14 protein-coding genes are annotated in these 14,579 nt (G+C 67.7%); 2 read left to right on the forward strand and 12 right to left on the reverse strand.

All coding sequences use genetic code 11. The annotated features are described in order from the left end of the window. Positions 1-134: 134 nt before the first annotated feature. The 9 genes from thpR to AC6RA4_RS02385 all read right to left on the reverse strand — a co-directional run bounded on the left by thpR (position 135) and on the right by AC6RA4_RS02385 (position 9,019). The gene (thpR, locus tag AC6RA4_RS02345; RefSeq protein ID WP_500157025.1) at positions 135-695 is read right to left on the reverse strand and encodes an RNA 2',3'-cyclic phosphodiesterase; all 561 of its coding nucleotides are present in this window, start codon (positions 693-695) and stop codon (positions 135-137) included. Positions 696-737: 42 nt separating this feature from the next. Beyond that, complete coding sequence (locus AC6RA4_RS02350) at positions 738-1,562, reverse strand: ABC transporter ATP-binding protein (protein ID WP_222602523.1); 825 nt, start codon at positions 1,560-1,562, stop codon at positions 738-740. Positions 1,563-1,671: 109 nt separating this feature from the next. Beyond that, positions 1,672-2,964 carry an ABC transporter substrate-binding protein gene (locus tag AC6RA4_RS02355; RefSeq protein WP_500157027.1) on the reverse strand — a complete coding sequence of 431 codons (1,293 nt, stop codon included), beginning with the start codon at positions 2,962-2,964 and terminating at the stop codon, positions 1,672-1,674. Between the two features lie 49 nt (positions 2,965-3,013). Beyond that, on the reverse strand, positions 3,014-4,090 hold the full coding sequence (locus tag AC6RA4_RS02360; protein WP_500157029.1) for a branched-chain amino acid ABC transporter permease: 1,077 nt from the start codon (positions 4,088-4,090) through the stop codon (positions 3,014-3,016). 96 nt (positions 4,091-4,186) lie between these two features. Next, positions 4,187-4,441, reverse strand: a complete 255-nt coding sequence (locus AC6RA4_RS02365) for a hypothetical protein (RefSeq protein WP_500157030.1) — start codon at positions 4,439-4,441, stop codon at positions 4,187-4,189. A gap of 219 nt (positions 4,442-4,660) precedes the next feature. Continuing rightward, entirely contained in the window at positions 4,661-5,614 is a 954-nt protein-coding gene (locus AC6RA4_RS02370; RefSeq protein ID WP_007794515.1) for a branched-chain amino acid ABC transporter permease, read from the reverse strand. 3 nt (positions 5,615-5,617) lie between these two features. Then, positions 5,618-6,103 carry a hypothetical protein gene (locus AC6RA4_RS02375; protein ID WP_500157032.1) on the reverse strand — a complete coding sequence of 162 codons (486 nt, stop codon included), beginning with the start codon at positions 6,101-6,103 and terminating at the stop codon, positions 5,618-5,620. Continuing rightward, complete coding sequence (locus AC6RA4_RS02380; protein WP_500157091.1) at positions 6,103-6,966, reverse strand: ABC transporter ATP-binding protein; 864 nt, start codon at positions 6,964-6,966, stop codon at positions 6,103-6,105. The genes AC6RA4_RS02375 and AC6RA4_RS02380 overlap by 1 nt, the downstream gene beginning before the upstream one ends. A gap of 88 nt (positions 6,967-7,054) precedes the next feature. Next, positions 7,055-9,019: an AMP-binding protein gene (locus tag AC6RA4_RS02385; RefSeq protein WP_500157093.1), complete on the reverse strand. Its 1,965-nt coding sequence runs from the start codon at positions 9,017-9,019 to the stop codon at positions 7,055-7,057. Between the two features lie 393 nt (positions 9,020-9,412). Between AC6RA4_RS02385 and AC6RA4_RS02390 the strand changes: the two genes are divergently transcribed. Together AC6RA4_RS02390 and AC6RA4_RS02395 are read left to right on the forward strand one after the other, a co-directional pair. After that, on the forward strand, positions 9,413-11,293 hold the full coding sequence (locus AC6RA4_RS02390; protein WP_500157033.1) for a PAS-domain containing protein: 1,881 nt from the start codon (positions 9,413-9,415) through the stop codon (positions 11,291-11,293). Continuing rightward, positions 11,290-11,991, forward strand: coding sequence for a response regulator (locus AC6RA4_RS02395; RefSeq protein ID WP_500157034.1), 702 nt, complete (start codon positions 11,290-11,292; stop codon positions 11,989-11,991). The genes AC6RA4_RS02390 and AC6RA4_RS02395 overlap by 4 nt, the downstream gene beginning before the upstream one ends. Positions 11,992-12,161: 170 nt before the next feature. Here AC6RA4_RS02395 and AC6RA4_RS02400 read toward each other — a convergent pair whose 3' ends face one another. Genes AC6RA4_RS02400 through proC form a run of 3 tightly spaced genes read right to left on the reverse strand, consistent with a single transcriptional unit; the run spans position 12,162 to position 14,264 of the window. Further along, positions 12,162-13,121 (reverse strand): 2-hydroxyacid dehydrogenase, encoded by a 960-nt coding sequence (locus tag AC6RA4_RS02400; protein ID WP_500157035.1) that lies wholly within the window; start codon positions 13,119-13,121, stop codon positions 12,162-12,164. Beyond that, the gene (locus tag AC6RA4_RS02405; RefSeq protein ID WP_500157037.1) at positions 13,118-13,456 is read right to left on the reverse strand and encodes a tRNA-binding protein; all 339 of its coding nucleotides are present in this window, start codon (positions 13,454-13,456) and stop codon (positions 13,118-13,120) included. Before AC6RA4_RS02405 ends, AC6RA4_RS02400 begins: the two co-directional genes overlap by 4 nt. Beyond that, on the reverse strand, positions 13,449-14,264 hold the full coding sequence (gene proC / locus AC6RA4_RS02410) for a pyrroline-5-carboxylate reductase (RefSeq protein ID WP_500157039.1): 816 nt from the start codon (positions 14,262-14,264) through the stop codon (positions 13,449-13,451). The genes AC6RA4_RS02405 and proC overlap by 8 nt, the downstream gene beginning before the upstream one ends. Between the last annotated feature and the right edge of the window lie 315 nt (positions 14,265-14,579).

Raw genomic sequence — 14,579 nt, forward strand, 5'->3', positions numbered from 1 at the left:
GCGCCTCGGCATAGCCCGGCAGCGCCTTGGCGCGGGCGATCTGCTCCGGCAGCGCCTCGGCCAGCGCCGCGGCGCGCGCCTCCGCGCTGCGCGTCTCGAGTTCGTCGTAGTAGCTGCTCATCCGAGCCTCCCTGTCATCCCGTCCCGGATCCTGTCGCCAGCGGATAGACCGCCAGCGTCTCGTAAACCGCCCCTTCGGGCGTCAGTGTCGAGCCCACCAACCGCATCTCCGCGACCGGCTCGGGCGCCGTGTTCAGCCCCGCCAGCGGCGCCAGCGCCGCCTCGAACCGCGCCCGGTCCGCCTCGCGCAGCCCTGCGCCGAAGCGCAGCAGCGTCACATGAGGGCGAAAGCGCTCCCGCGGGAGCGCGATCCCCGCCGCCACCACCGCCCGCAGCGCCTCGCGTTGCAGCGCGACGAGCTCGGGCGTCTTGACCACTTCGGCGGCCAGCAGCTTGATCCGCCGCCCGCCGAATGTTGCCAGCCCCGTCAGCGCCAGCGTCACCGCCGGCAGCGCCCGGTCCCCGAGCGCCAGGTGCAGCTCGCGCAGCTCGGCCTCGGGCCGGTCGCCGAGGAAGGCCAGCGTCAGGTGCAGGTTATCCTCCGGCACCGCGCGGCCGACCGGTACCGCCTCCTGCACCGCGATCAGCGGCGGCAGGAGCGGTTCCGGGATCGGCAGGGCCAGAAAGCACCGCATCTCCCTCCCTCTTCGTGATGTCTCAGCCGCGCCGGGCGCGGGTCACGCCAGCCACCGCTTGCGGCGGCGGTAGGAGCGCACGTCGCGGAACGACTTGCGGCCCTCGTCGGACATGCCGAGATAGAATTCCTTCACATCCGGGTTCTCGCGCAGGTCGGCGGCGGGGCCGTCCATCACCACGCGGCCGTTCTCGAGGATGTAGCCGTAATGGGCGAAGCGCAGCGCCACGTTGGTGTTCTGCTCGGCCAGCAGGAACGACACGCCCTCGCCCTCGTTGACCGCCTTCACGATGCCGAAGATCTGCTCCACCAGCTGCGGCGCGAGCCCCATCGACGGCTCGTCGAGCAGGATGGTCTCGGGGCGCGACATCAGCGCCCGGCCAATGGCGCACATCTGCTGCTCGCCGCCCGAGGTATAGCCTGCCTGCGACTTGCGGCGCTCCTTGAGGCGCGGGAAGTAGTCATAGACCATCTGCAGGTCGGCCTCGACCGCGCCCTTGCCGTCCTTGCGGGTGAAGGCGCCGGTCATCAGGTTTTCCTCGACGGTGAGGTGCTCGAAGCAGTGCCGCCCTTCCATCACCTGGATGACGCCCTTCTTCACCAGCGCCGCCGGATCGAGATCCTGCACCCGCTCGCCGCGGTAGCTGATCGTGCCCTTGGTGACCTCGCCGCGCTCGGAATGCAGCAGGTTCGAGATCGCCTTGAGCGTCGTGGTCTTGCCCGCCCCGTTGCCGCCGAGCAGCGCCGTGATGCCGCCCTTGGGCACCGAGAGCGACACCCCCTTCAGCACGAGGATCACGTGGTTGTAGATCACCTCGATGTTGTTGACCTCGAGCAGGGTCTCGCGCGTCTGACCGGCGTCCAGCATGTCATGTCTCTCCAGTGTCGGTGTGTCGGGCGGCGAGCGTGCCGCCGCCAGACGGGTCAGGTTCGGTGTGTCCGGCGGCAACGGAAGGCCGCCGCCGGACGGGTGCGGATCACATCTCGCAGTCTTCGTTGACCGGCCAGGGCGCGTTGGCCTCGGCGTATTCCTTGGCCTTGGCCATCTCGAGCTCCGAGATCGCCTCGCTGTCGGGCATGATCAGGTCGGACGCCTTGACGAACTTCGCGCCGTCCCACTCGAGGATCCAGCCGCCGGAGTGGCCGGTGTGGTTCGAGCAGGAGGTCGAGAACGGCGGCACCATGCCGGTCATGCCGAGCTCTTCGAGCCGCTCCTCGGTGAAGTTGAGGTTCTCGAGGCCCCAGCGCAGGTCGGCGGGCGAGATCTCGGCCTTGCCGGTATGCTCCTGCGCCACCGCGATGCCCTCGGCGAGGATCGCCGAGATCACCAGGCCGCGCGAGTAGAAGACGCCCTGCATCTCTTCCTCGTTGGACTGGCTCTTTCCGGCATCGACCACGTGCTGCTTCACGTCGGCCATGACCGGCGCGTCCGGGTTCGGGAACGACCAGCTGACCGACTTGTAGCCCTTGCCGGCATCGCCGACGATCTTGAGGTCGGCATCATGACCGGACCACCAGACGCCGAGCATGTTTTCCATCGGGAACTTGGTCTTCACGGCCTCGGTGATGGCGCCGGCGTTCATCGCGCCCCAGCCCCACATGATGACGTAATCGGGGCGTTCGCGGCGGATCTGCAGCCACTGCGCCGACTGGTTCTGCATCTCCTTGAGACCGACCGGGATCGGCAGCAGCTCGAAGCCCTGCGCCTCGGCCTTCTGCTCGAGATAGGGCAGCGGCTCCTTGCCGAACGGGTGGTCGAGATGCAGGAAGGCAATCTTCTTGCCGCTCAGGTCGCCCTGATCCTGCAGGAACTTGAGGATGATCGAGGCGCCGTCCCAGTAGCTCAGGGGCGTATTGAAGGCCCACTGGAACACCTTGCCGTCGGCCATCGGCGAGAAGCCGTAGCCCGGGGCGAGGATCGGGATCTCGTCGACGTTGGACTTGGGCAGCACCTGCAGGGTGATGCCGGTCGACCACGGCTGGGTCACGATGGCCTTGCCCTTGGTCTTCTCGTAGCACTCCACGCCCTTCTCGGTGGAATAGCCGGTCTCGCATTCGTCGAAGTCGACCATGACGCCGCCGATGCCGCCGTCGCGGGCATTGAGCATGTTCATGTAATCGGCCTGACCGTTCATCAGCGGAATGCCGGTGGCCGCGAAGGGGCCGGTCCGGTAGGCGAGGTTCGGGGTGTAGAGCCCCTCGGCCAGCGCGCTGGTGCCCATGAGCGCGCCCAGTGCCGCGGCCGCTGCGATCCTCGTGAAAGTCTTCATCGTCAAAGTCTCCTCCCTTTTATTCGATGATCTTGCGCCGGCCCGCCCGTCAGTGCGGGAAGGGCCAGATGATGAGCTTCTCCCGGATCAGCGCCCAGAGCCGTGCAAGGCCATGCGGTTCGATGATCAGGAAGAAGATGATGAGCGAGCCCACGATCATGATGTTCAGGTGCTCGACGGTGGCCGAGCTGATCGGGATGCCCAGCGCCTCGGGCAGCGTGTTGAGCACCACCGGCAGACCCACGATCAGGATCGCGCCAAGGTAGTTGCCGAGCACAGAGCCGAGCCCGCCGATGATGGCGATGAACAGGATGCGGAAGCTCAGCGGGATATCGAAGAGGTTGGGCTCTGCCGCGCCGCGCCACATGAAGACGAAGAGCGCCCCGGAGACACCCACCACGTAGGACGACACGGCAAAGGCGGTGAGCTTGGAGCGCATCAGGTTGATGCCGATGAGCTCGGCGGCGATGTCCATGTCGCGCGTTGCCTTCCACGTCCGGCCCAGGTTGCCGCGGGTGAGGTTGATGCAGAGCAGGGTCATCAGCGTGACGATGGCGAGCACCACGTAATACTGCGTCACCGACGAGGCCTGCGGGCCCGCAACGTAGACGCCGAACATCTCGAGGTTGGGCACCTGGATCGCGCCCGAGGCGTTGTAGTTGTAGAGCCAGCCCCATTTCTCGAAGAGCCAGACAAGGAAGAACTGTGCCGCCAGCGTCGCGATGGCGAGGTAGAAGCCCTTGATACGCAGGCTGGGAATGCCGAAGGCCACGCCCACCCCGGCGCTGAACACGCCCGAGAACAGGATCGCCACCACCGGGTTCAGCCACGGCATCAGCGTCACCAGCTTGTAGCAGGCATAGGCGCCTACCCCCATGAAGGCCGCGGTGCCAAGCGAGAGCTGACCCGCGTAGCCGGTGAGGATGTTGAGGCCGAGGGCAGCGAGCGAATAGATCAGGATCGGGATCAGCAGCGTCTGGTAGGCGAACTCGCTCGCCATCAGCGGGAAGATCACCCAGGCGAAGGCGAGGATGACGGCGAGCAGAAACGCGTCCTGCCGCACCGGAAACAGCGCCTGATCGGCCTGGTAGCTGGTCTTGAATTGTCCGGCCGTGCGATAGAGCATCCCGGGTCCTCTCCCTTGTTGTCAGGCCGCAGGGGCCCCGTGCGGTCGGAAGATCCGCCGCAAAATCCGTCGTTTCCAGAGCCGCGTGTCGCGGTGTCAGAGACTGCCTTCGTGCAGCCGCAGATCCTCGTCCGGGTAGGCCCGCTTGGGCGCCGGGGCATAGCCCGTCACCTCGGTGTGCCGCACCAGCCAGAACCACGCCCAGAGCCCGAGCCCGCCGCCGATGGCCGCCAGGATCACCGCGGTGACCATCTGCCCGCCGGCACCGCTGTCGGCGGTGAGCGCGAGGTACCCGAAGGCCCAGAACCCGGCCCAGGCTGTGACGTTGAGGATCGCGATCAGCTTCGCCATCTCGTCTTCTCCCTTTCAGCGGTGCCGCCGGCTCTCCTTTCCGGCGCCACCCACCTTTCTCCTCGGAGCCTTGAAAGGGGCTCCACCCTTTTTCGGTGATCCGGTCGCGCATCGCGCCCCTCTCACCTGTCCGTTGCCCGAAGGCTTGCCGGGGCTCCGCCCTCTGGCGCATCAGACCCTCCCCCGGAGGCTCTGCCGCACCAGAGGCGCGGACCGGCGCTAGACCCTTTCGATGATGCGTTCCCCGAACAGCCCCTGCGGGCGGAACAGCAGCACGATCAGCGCGAGCACGAAGGCGAACCAGGTCTCGGTATTGCCCCCGAGCAGCGGCTGGCCCCAGTAGATCTCGAACAGCTTCTCGAGCATCCCGATCATCAGGCCACCCACGATGGCCCCGGTGATCGATTCGAGTCCACCCAGCATCAGCACCGGCAGGGCCTTGTAGGCGATCACCTCGAGGGCAAAGCTGACGCCTGCCCGCGCACCCCAGGCGATGCCGGTGACCAGCGCGATGATGCCTGCGATGAACCACACGAGCACCCAGATCTGCTGCAGCGAGATGCCCACCGACAGCGCCGCCTGGTGATCGTCGCCCAGCGCCCGGATCGCCCGGCCCATGCGGGTCTTGTTGAGGAAGGCCAGGAGCGCCACCACCAGCAGTGCTGCCACGATGACCGCGGTGATGTCCTTCTGCTCGAGGATCAGCAGACCGCCCCAGGGCTCGAGCACCACGCTGTCCGTGGGGATGCCCAGCTCCTCGGTGATCATCACCTTGTTCTCGCCGCCAAAGATGATCTCTCCGAGGCCGATCAGGAACAGGGTGATGCCGATGGTCGCCATGAACAGGATGATGTCGGGCTGGCCCACCAGCGGGCGCAGCACCACCCGCTCGATGGTGACGGCAAGGCCGAACATCACCGCCAGCGTCAGCAGCACGCAGATCCACGCCGGCACGCCCATCGCGTGCAGCCCGACAAGGGTCAGCGCGGCGAACACCACCATGATGCCCTGCGCGAAGTTGAAGATCCGACTCGAGCGGAAGATCAGCACGAAGCCGAGCGCGATCAGCGCGTAGAGGATGCCCGAGACCAGACCTTCCCACAGCACCTGCAGCAGGAAATCGGGCGCCGTGAACATGTCGACGAAGGGCTTTATGAAGATATCGTTCAGCATGGGTCAGAACTGCTCACATTCCTGTTGATCCGAAGGGTAGCTTTCGAGGTTCACCCGGTAGGCGACGGCGGTGATGTAGCGGGCCTGCGTCTCGTCGCAGCGCAGCATCCGCAGCCTGAAATTCGGCGCGTCCTGATCGCGGAACCCCTCGGCATGGGCCCAGTCCGAGATCTCGGCCAGCGCGGTCTCGAAGCGCTCCGGCTCGGCATCCCGCCAGCCCAGCGAGCAGGTATAGCCGACGCCCAGATCCTCGCCGAAGTCGATGCCCTCGAATCTCACCGAGGCGCGGGGCCCGACCTCCTCGAGCGCCATCTTGAAGCTCATCTTGTTGCTCCCGGTCTTCATCTCGACCGGTCCGAGCCCGCGCAGCGTGTCGGGCACGCCCGCCTCCATCGAGGCGAGGCAGCGCTGGGTGAGGTCGAGCCAGGGCATCTCTGCCGCAGCCGCTCCCCCCGCCGACGCCAGCCCGATCGCCAGAGCCCGCGCCATCAATGCGCCACCCCGAGATAGGCATCGATGACGTCCTGGTTCTGGCGCACCTCGTCGGGCGGGCCATCGCCGATCTTCTTGCCGTAATCCATCACCACAACGCGGTCCGACAGGTCCATGACAACCCCCATATCGTGTTCGATCAGGCAGATGGTCGTCCCGAACTCGTCATTCACGTCAAGGATGAAGCGGGACATGTCCTCCTTCTCCTCGACGTTCATGCCCGCCATCGGTTCATCCAGAAGCAGAATGCTCGGTTCCGCGGCAAGCGCACGCGCGAGTTCCACGCGCTTCTTCAGGCCGTAGGGCAAGCGCCCGACCGGCGTCTTGCGGATCGACTGGATCTCGAGAAAGTCGATCACCTTCTCGACCACCTCGCGGTTGGCGATCTCCTCGTCGCGGGCCTTGCCCCACCACAGCGCCTGGCTCGCGATGCCGGCCTTCATGTGGGTGAGCCGCCCGGTCATCACGTTGTCGAGCACCGACATACCCTCGAAGAGCGCGATGTTCTGGAAGGTGCGGGCCACGCCCATGCGCGCCACCTCGTAGGGCTTCATCGGCGGGCGCTTCGAGCCCTTGTACCAGAGCTCGCCTTCGGAAGGCGTGTAGAAGCCCGAGATGATGTTGAGCATCGACGACTTGCCGGCGCCGTTGGGGCCGATGATGGCCCGGATCTCGCCCTCGCGGATGTCGAAGGAGATGTCCTTGATCGCCACCACGCCGCCGAAGCGCAGGGTGATGTTGCGAAGCTCCATCAGCACCCCGCCGATCTGCCGCCCGTCCGCGGTCACGTAGCCTTCGCTGTCCTTCACGGCCGCCTGCCTTTCGTCATTCGTCCAGTGTGTCTGTTCGGTCCCGTCCATCATGCCCGGCCCTCCCCGGGGCTCCGGCGCCCGGTGGGATGGCGGGCGGGGCGATTTGCGCAGCAAGAGCGCCGTCCAGCCGTCCCGGTCATTCCGCCGCCATCGCGCGCGGCGCCGCCGGCACCGTCTTCGCGTCCATGATGGCGAGCGTGGCCTTGATCTTGCCCTTGCGCCCGTCCTCGTAGGTCACTTCCGTCTCGGTGTAGATGCTGTCCGAGCCGTCGTAGAGCGCCGTCACCAGGTCGTGGAACTTCTCGGCGATGATCTTGCGCCGCACCTTGCGGGTGCGGGTCAGCTCGCCATCGTCGGCGTCGAGCTCCTTGTGCAGCACCAGGAAGCGGTGGATCTGGCAGCCCGACAGCATCTCGTCCTCGGCGACGCTGGCATTGACCTCCTCGACATGGCCCCGGATCGTCTCGAGCACCTGGGGGTGCCCGGCCAGCTCCTGGTAGGAGGCATAGGCGATGTTGTTGCGCTCGGCCCAGTTGCCGACCGCGGTCAGGTCGATGTTGATGAAGGCGGTGCAGCGGTCCCTGCCCGCCCCGAAGACCACCGCCTCGAGGATGTTGGGGAAGAACTTGAGCTTGTTCTCGACATACTTGGGCGCGAAGAGCGCGCCGTCGGCCATCTTGCCCACGTCCTTGGCGCGGTCGATGATGCGCAGGTGGCCGGTGCCTTCCTCGAAGAAGCCCGCGTCGCCGGTGGCGACCCAGCCCTCGGGATCCTTGGTGTCGGCGGTGCTCTCGGCGTTCTTGTAGTATTCCACGAACACGCCGGGCGAGCGGTAGAACACCTCGCCATTCTCGGCGATGCGGATCTCGACCCCGGGCGAGGGCACGCCCACGGTGTCGGGCCGCACCTCGTTGTCGGGCTGCTGGGTGATGAAGACCGAGGCCTCGGTCTGGCCGTAGAGCTGCTTGAGGTTGATGCCGAGCGCCCGGTAGAAATCGAAGATCTCCGGCCCGATCGCCTCGCCGGCGGTGTAGCCCACGCGCACGTTGGAAAAGCCCAGCGCGTTTTTCAGCGGCCCGTAGACCATCGCCGAGCCCAGCGCGTATTTCAGCCGGTCCAGCATTCCGACCGGCTTGCCGTCGAGGATCTTCGGCCCGACCTCGCGGGCATGGGCCATGAAGTGGTGGAACATCTTCCGCTTCATCGCGCCCGCGTCTTCCATGCGGATCATGATCTGGGTGAGCTGGGTCTCGAACACCCGCGGCGGCGCGAAATAGTAGGACGGCGCGATCTCGCGCAGGTCCGTCATCATGGTCTCGGCGCTCTCGGGGCAGTTGACGCAGAAGCCGGTCCAGTAGGCCTGCCCGATCGAGAAGATGAAATCGCCGACCCAAGCCATCGGCAGGTAGGCAAGCACCTCCTCGCCCGGCCCCAGCTTGTCGAACTCGGCGGAGTTCTTGGCGGTCTCGATGATGTTGCGGTTCGACAGCACCACGCCCTTGGGCTTGCCGGTGGTGCCGGAGGTGTAGAGCATCACGCAGGTGTCGTCGTAGCCCAAGGACTCGCGGCGCGCGGTCAGCTCGCCGATGAACTCGTCATAGGCGGCCCGGCCCTGGTTCTGGATGTGCGAATATTCGTGCAGCCGGCGGTGATCGTATTTCCGCATGCCGCGCGGATCGACATAGATCATGTGCTCGAACTGGTGCAGGTCGTCCTGGATGTCGATGACCTTGTCGACCTGCTCCTGGTCGGCGGCGATGACGAAGCGGGCGCCGCAATGCTGGAGCGCGTATTCCATCTCTTCCGCCGCCGCGTCCTGGTAAAGCGGCACCGGCACCGCGCCGCACATCTGCGCTGCGACCATCGACCAGTAGAGCGTCGGACGGTTGCGGCCGATCACCGCGACATGGTCGCCGCGCTCGACGCCGAGATTGAGCAGGCCAAGTGCGAAGGCCTCGATCTCGGCCTCGGCCTCGGACCAGCTCCAGGTCTGCCAGATGCCGAACTCCTTCTCGCGATAGGCCGGGCGGCCCGCGAAACGGGTGGCGTTGCGCTGCAACAGAGCCGGAATCGAGCGCAGACCTTCCGCGCCCTCGGACATGTAAGCCAAGTTGTCTCCTCCCAATGCGCCCGGCTCCTCTTCCGGGCGGTGACCCCGTCTTTGCGAAGTCCGACGCGTCTCCCGCGCGTCCGGCCTCATTAAGGGTCAGGGCGAGGCTGATGGTCAATCTTTTCGTGATGATTTCCGGAATCTTACGAATTGTAACAGGTGGGGAAGAGGGGCGTGACATCGGCTTGGCGCGGTCGGCCCGGCGTTGCACCTGGGGACGGGGTCGCAGGGGGCGCTGCCCCCTCTGCGGCAGAGCCGCATTCACCCCCGAGGTATTTTTGAACCAGAGAAGACAAAGGGGCGCATGCGGGGGACGTTGCGTCGGTTCGGCTTTTGCGAGGGCGCGGGGAGTGCTAGCCATGAGCGCGGGAGGCGGGAGGCGTCATGAGCAAGGATGCACTGACACAGGCGGGGCTGAACCTGATCCAGCAGGCGCTGTCGATCTATGACAGCGAGTTGCGGCTGGCGGTGTGCAACCGCCGCTTCGCCGAAATGTTCGACCTGCCGAAGCGGCTCACCGACGAAGGCGCGCGGTTCGAGGACACCATCCGGCATCTCGTCGAGCGCGGCGAGTACGGTCAGGTGGAGGATGTCGAGGGCTTCATCGCGCTGCGGGTGCAGCAGGCCCGCGCCTTCGAGCCGCATTACATGGAGCGCACCCGCGCCAACGGGCGCACCATCTCGGTCGAGGGCTCGCCTCTGCCGCAGGGCGGCTGGGTGACGGTCTATACCGACATCACCGGCATGAAGCGGCAGGAGCAGCTCCTGCGCACCCGCTCGGAGCTGCTCTCGGAGGAGGTGCTGCGGCGCTCGGAGGAGGTCTCGGCCAGCAACCGCGAGCTCGAGGCCACCAACGCCGCCCTACAGGAGGCGCGGCGCGAGCTCACCGAGATCGAGGCCCGCACCCGGCTTACCACCGAGATGATGCCGGCGCACCTGGCGCGGGTCGATGCTGCCGGGCGCTACACCTTCTCCAACCGGCGGCTGTCCTCGGTGATGCCGGGGCGGCCCTCGGAGATCCTAGGTCTGCACGTGTCGGAGGCGCTGGGGCCGGCCTACGAGAAGGTGCGGCCGCATCTCGAGCGCGCGCTCGGCGGGGCGCAGAGCATCTTCGAGTTCACCGACGAGGGCTCGTCGCGGCGCATCCGGGCGGTCTTCACCCCCGATCCCAGTGAGGCCGGCGTATATATCCTGAGCCACGACGTCACCGAAGAGACCCAGGCGCGGGCAGCGCTGCAGCAGACCAAGCGGCGCGAGCTGGCGGCGCAGCTGACCTCGGGGCTGGCGCATGATTTCTCCAACCTGCTGACCATCATCCTCGGCATGCAGGCCAAGCTTGCGCGCCTGGTCGAGGGCGACGAGGCCGAAGAGCTCATCACCGCCACCCTGCAGGCGGCGCGGCGCGGCGGCGACCTGCTCAACCGCATCGCCGACATCACCAGCCACCGCGCCTGGCGGCCCGAGCCGGTGGCGCTGGCGCGTTTCCTGCGCGATCTCGAGACGCTGGCGCGGCCGTCCCTGCCCGAGGCGCTTTCGCTTCGCATCGAGCGTCAGGCCGAAGGGGCCTTCCTGATCGATCCGGGGATGCTGCAGGACGCGGCGCTGAACCTGGTGCTGAACGCCGCCGACGCCTGCGGCGGGGCGGGCGAGATCCTCGTCACCGCGCGCACCGTGCAGGACACCTGGCTCGAGCTTGCGGTGGCCGACAGCGGCCCGGGCTTCAGCCCCGAGGCGCTGGCGCATGGGCTCGACCCGTTCTTCACCACCAAGGGTGGCGAGGGCTCGGGGCTGGGGCTTGCGATGGTCTATGACATGGTCAAACTGGCGGGCGGCGAGGTGAAGCTCGGCAACGGCGCGCGCGGCGCCTGCGTGACCCTGCGCCTGCCGCTGCGCCGGCCCGAGACCCAGCCCACGGCCGGGCTGGCGCTGCTGGTCGAGGACAGCCCCGAGCTGCGTGCGCAGGTGCGCGAGATGCTGACCGGGATCGGCCACAGCGTGGTCGAGGCGAGCTCGGTGGAGGAGGCCTGCGCGCTGGCCGAGGGGCTGGAGATCGACCTCGTGCTGTCGGACATCTCGCTCGAGGGAGCGCTGCCGGGCAGCGCCTTGCCCGCGCTGCTGCCGGAGCTGCCTGTGCGGCTGATGACCTCGCTGCCGCCCGACCACCCGCTGCACGTTGAGGCGCGCAAGGCGGCGCCGGTCCTGGCCAAGCCTTTCTCGGCAGACGAGCTGCGCGCCTTTCTCGGCCACCGGAGGGATGCCGCATGAGCGCGCCTCTGGTCTTCATCCTCGACGACGAGCCGGCGATCCGCACCATCCTGTCGGAGGCGCTGACCGAGGCCGGGTTCCGCACCCTCAGCTTTGCCCGCGCCACCGAGTTCGAGGCGGCGCTGAAGCGGGCGACGCCGGATGTCTGCCTCGTCGATCTCGGCCTGCCGGATCGCGACGGGCTGACGCTGGTGCACCGGCTGGCGCTGGAACAGGGGGCGACGGTGATCATCATCTCGGGCCGTGCGCAGGTGCAGGACCGGGTGACCGGGCTCGAGCTCGGGGCCGACGACTACATCATCAAGCCCTTCGATCCGGCCGAGGTGGTGGCGCGCATCCGCGCCCGGCTGCGCGGCCCGCGCGCCGCCCCGCGCCAGAGCGACAGCGCGCGGTTCAACGGCTGGACGGCGCATTTCGACCGCTACGCGCTGGAGGACGATGCCGGTGGCGAGACGCCGTTCTCCCATGCCGAGGGCGAGGTGCTGCGGCTGTTCCTCGACAGCCCCAAGCGGCTGATCACCCGGGCGCAGATGCAGGAGAGCCTCGGCGGCGCGGCGGGCGAGAGCTTTGACCGGGCGATGGACGTGCGGATCTCTCGGCTGCGCACCAAGCTGCGGGAGGATCCGAAGAACCCGCGGCTGATCAAGACGATCTACGGCGCGGGCTACATCTTCCTGGGAGACGTGGAGTGGGTCTGAGCCGGTGACGCCGGCCCCCCTGGGGCGCGGCGACGCTCAAGGCACCGCCGTCACGCCAGCGCCGGGTGACGCGCACGGGCGCGGGCCAGACGTACCCGGCCGGACGAATCGCCCCGCGAAGCGCTCATCCCCCGGTCGCCGTCCCTGCCGCCGACGCAACGCCGGACCGATCAGCCCCCGACCCGGTTCGGAATCTCCTCGCCGGCGAAGAAGGCCCGCAGGTTCTCCACCGCCATCCGACCCATGTCCTCGCGCACTTCCAGTGTCGATGTTCCCAGGTGAGGCAGCAGCACCACGTTGTCGAGCGCCCTCAGAGCCTCGGGCACCTTCGGTTCGAACTCGTAGACATCGAGCCCGGCCCCGCCGATCTGCCGCGCCTCCAGCGCCGCGATCAGCGCCGCCTCGTCGACGATGTCGCCGCGGGCGATGTTGACCAGATGCGCCGTGGGCTTCATCGCCGCCAGAACGCCGGCATCGACCATGTGGTGGGTCTCCGGCCTCGCCGGGACAGAGACGACCAGCACGTCGACCTCGGCCGCCAGCGCCTCGGGCGAGCCGTAGCGCTCAGCCGGGAAGTCGAGGCTCTTCTCGGAGCGCGAGGCATAGGCCACCGACATGCCAAAGCCGAAATGGCAGCGTCGCGCGATGGCCTGGCCGATGCGGCCCATGCCGAGGATGCCGACGCGCTTGCCGCTCATGTGCAGCCCCAGCATCTGCACCGGGTGCCAGCCTTCCCACTGGCCCGACCGCACCAGCCGCTCGCCCTCGGCGGCGCGGCGGCAGGTCATCAGCATCAGGGTCATGGCGATGTCGGCGGTGGCGTCGGTGACGGCGCCGGGTGTGTTGGTCACGGTGATCCCGGCCGCCTTGGCGGCGGCCACGTCGATATGGTTGAAGCCCACGCCGAAATTGGCGAGGATCTTCGCCCGCGGCGCGCCCGCCTGTTCAAAGACCTCTCCCGAGAAGCCGTCGCCCAGCGTCACCAGAACGCCGTCATAGCTCGTCAGAGCGTCGCGCATCTCGTCGCGGCTTAGCGGGTAAGGGCTGTCGCGATAGGTGACATCAAAAAGGGCGCGGGCCTCGGCGACCACGCTCTCGGGCAGGTTGCGACCGATCAGAACCTTGTTCAATGCAGCCGTGCCCCGAGGGGCACCTCCCTGTCGGGACCGGCCAGCACCACCGCGCCGGCCTTGTCCATGAAGCCCAGCGTCAGACATTGCGACATGAACGGTCCGATCTGGCGCGGCGGGAAGTTCACCACCGCCATCACCTGGCGTCCGACCAGCGCCTCGGGGGTGTAATGCTCGGTGATCTGCGCCGAGCTCTTCTTCTCGCCGATCTCGGGGCCGAAATCGATCCAGAGCTTGATTGCCGGCTTGCGCGCTTCGGGGAAGGGTTCGGCCCGCATCACCTTGCCGACGCGGATGTCGACCTCGAGGAAATCGTCGTAGCTGATCTCAGCCATTGGCCAGCTCCCGCGAGCGATCCGCTGCGGCGGCCACGGTGGCCTTCACCAGCGGCGGCAGGCCGGCCTGCGCGTCCATCAACACCTCGAGCCCGGCCTGCGTGGTGCCGTTGGGAGAGGTCACGTTGCGGCGCAGCTGGGCGGGATCCTCTTCGGCCTGCATGGCCAGCGCGCCGGCCCCGGCGACGGTGGCCTTGGCGAGCTGCATGGCAAGCTCGGGGGCCAACCCCTGCGCCTCGCCGGCGGCGGCGAGACATTCGATCATGTGAAACACGTAGGCCGGCCCGGAGCCGCTGACCCCGGTGACCGCGTCCATCTGCACCTCGCCTTCGAGCCGCACCACATCGCCCACCGCCGAGAGCAGCTCCTCGGCCTGCGCCAGCTGCCCTTCTGAGGCATGCGCGTTGCCGATGATCGCGGTGATCCCCTGCCCCACCGCGGCGGGCGTGTTGGGCATGGCGCGGATGATCGGGGTCTCAACGCCGAGCGCAGCCTCGTAGCTGGCAATCGTGACACCGGCAGCGACGGACAGGAACAGCGTGGTGCCGTTGCCCAGCGGCTGCAGCACCGGCAGCGCCTCGGCCATGATCTGCGGCTTCACCGCCACCAGCACGATGGCCGGATCGGCAGGGAGCCCGGCGTTGAGGTTCACGCCCTGCGCCTCGAGCCACTCCGATGGCCGCGGGTCCATGACCCAAACCGAGGCCGCGGGCAGCCCGCGCTTCAGCCAGCCCTCGAGCATCGCCGAGCCCATTTTGCCGCAACCCAGCAGGACCAGCCCGCGGCGCGCGATTTCACCGTTTTCCATCTTCGTCGCTCTCCCGTTCTCGGCGCCAATCTGTCGCGAGCCGCTGCCGGTTGCAAGCAGGCGGAACCTCGACGCAGGTGCGATGTGCGGACAGATCGCCTGGCAACGAGGGCGTGAGGGGGCGCTGCCCCCTCTTGGCCTGCGGCCAATTCACCCCCGAGGTATTTTTGAACCAAAGAAGCCAGGGGACCTGCGCCCCGCTTTTCTCTTCGTCGAAAATACTCCCCCCGGAGGCAGGCCGGGAGGTGCCTGTAGCGGGCTCACGGGCATGGGCCTGACGCTGCCACGGCGACGGCGAAGACGCCCGCAAGGGCG

It is taken from the genome of Salipiger sp. (genome assembly GCF_059781815.1).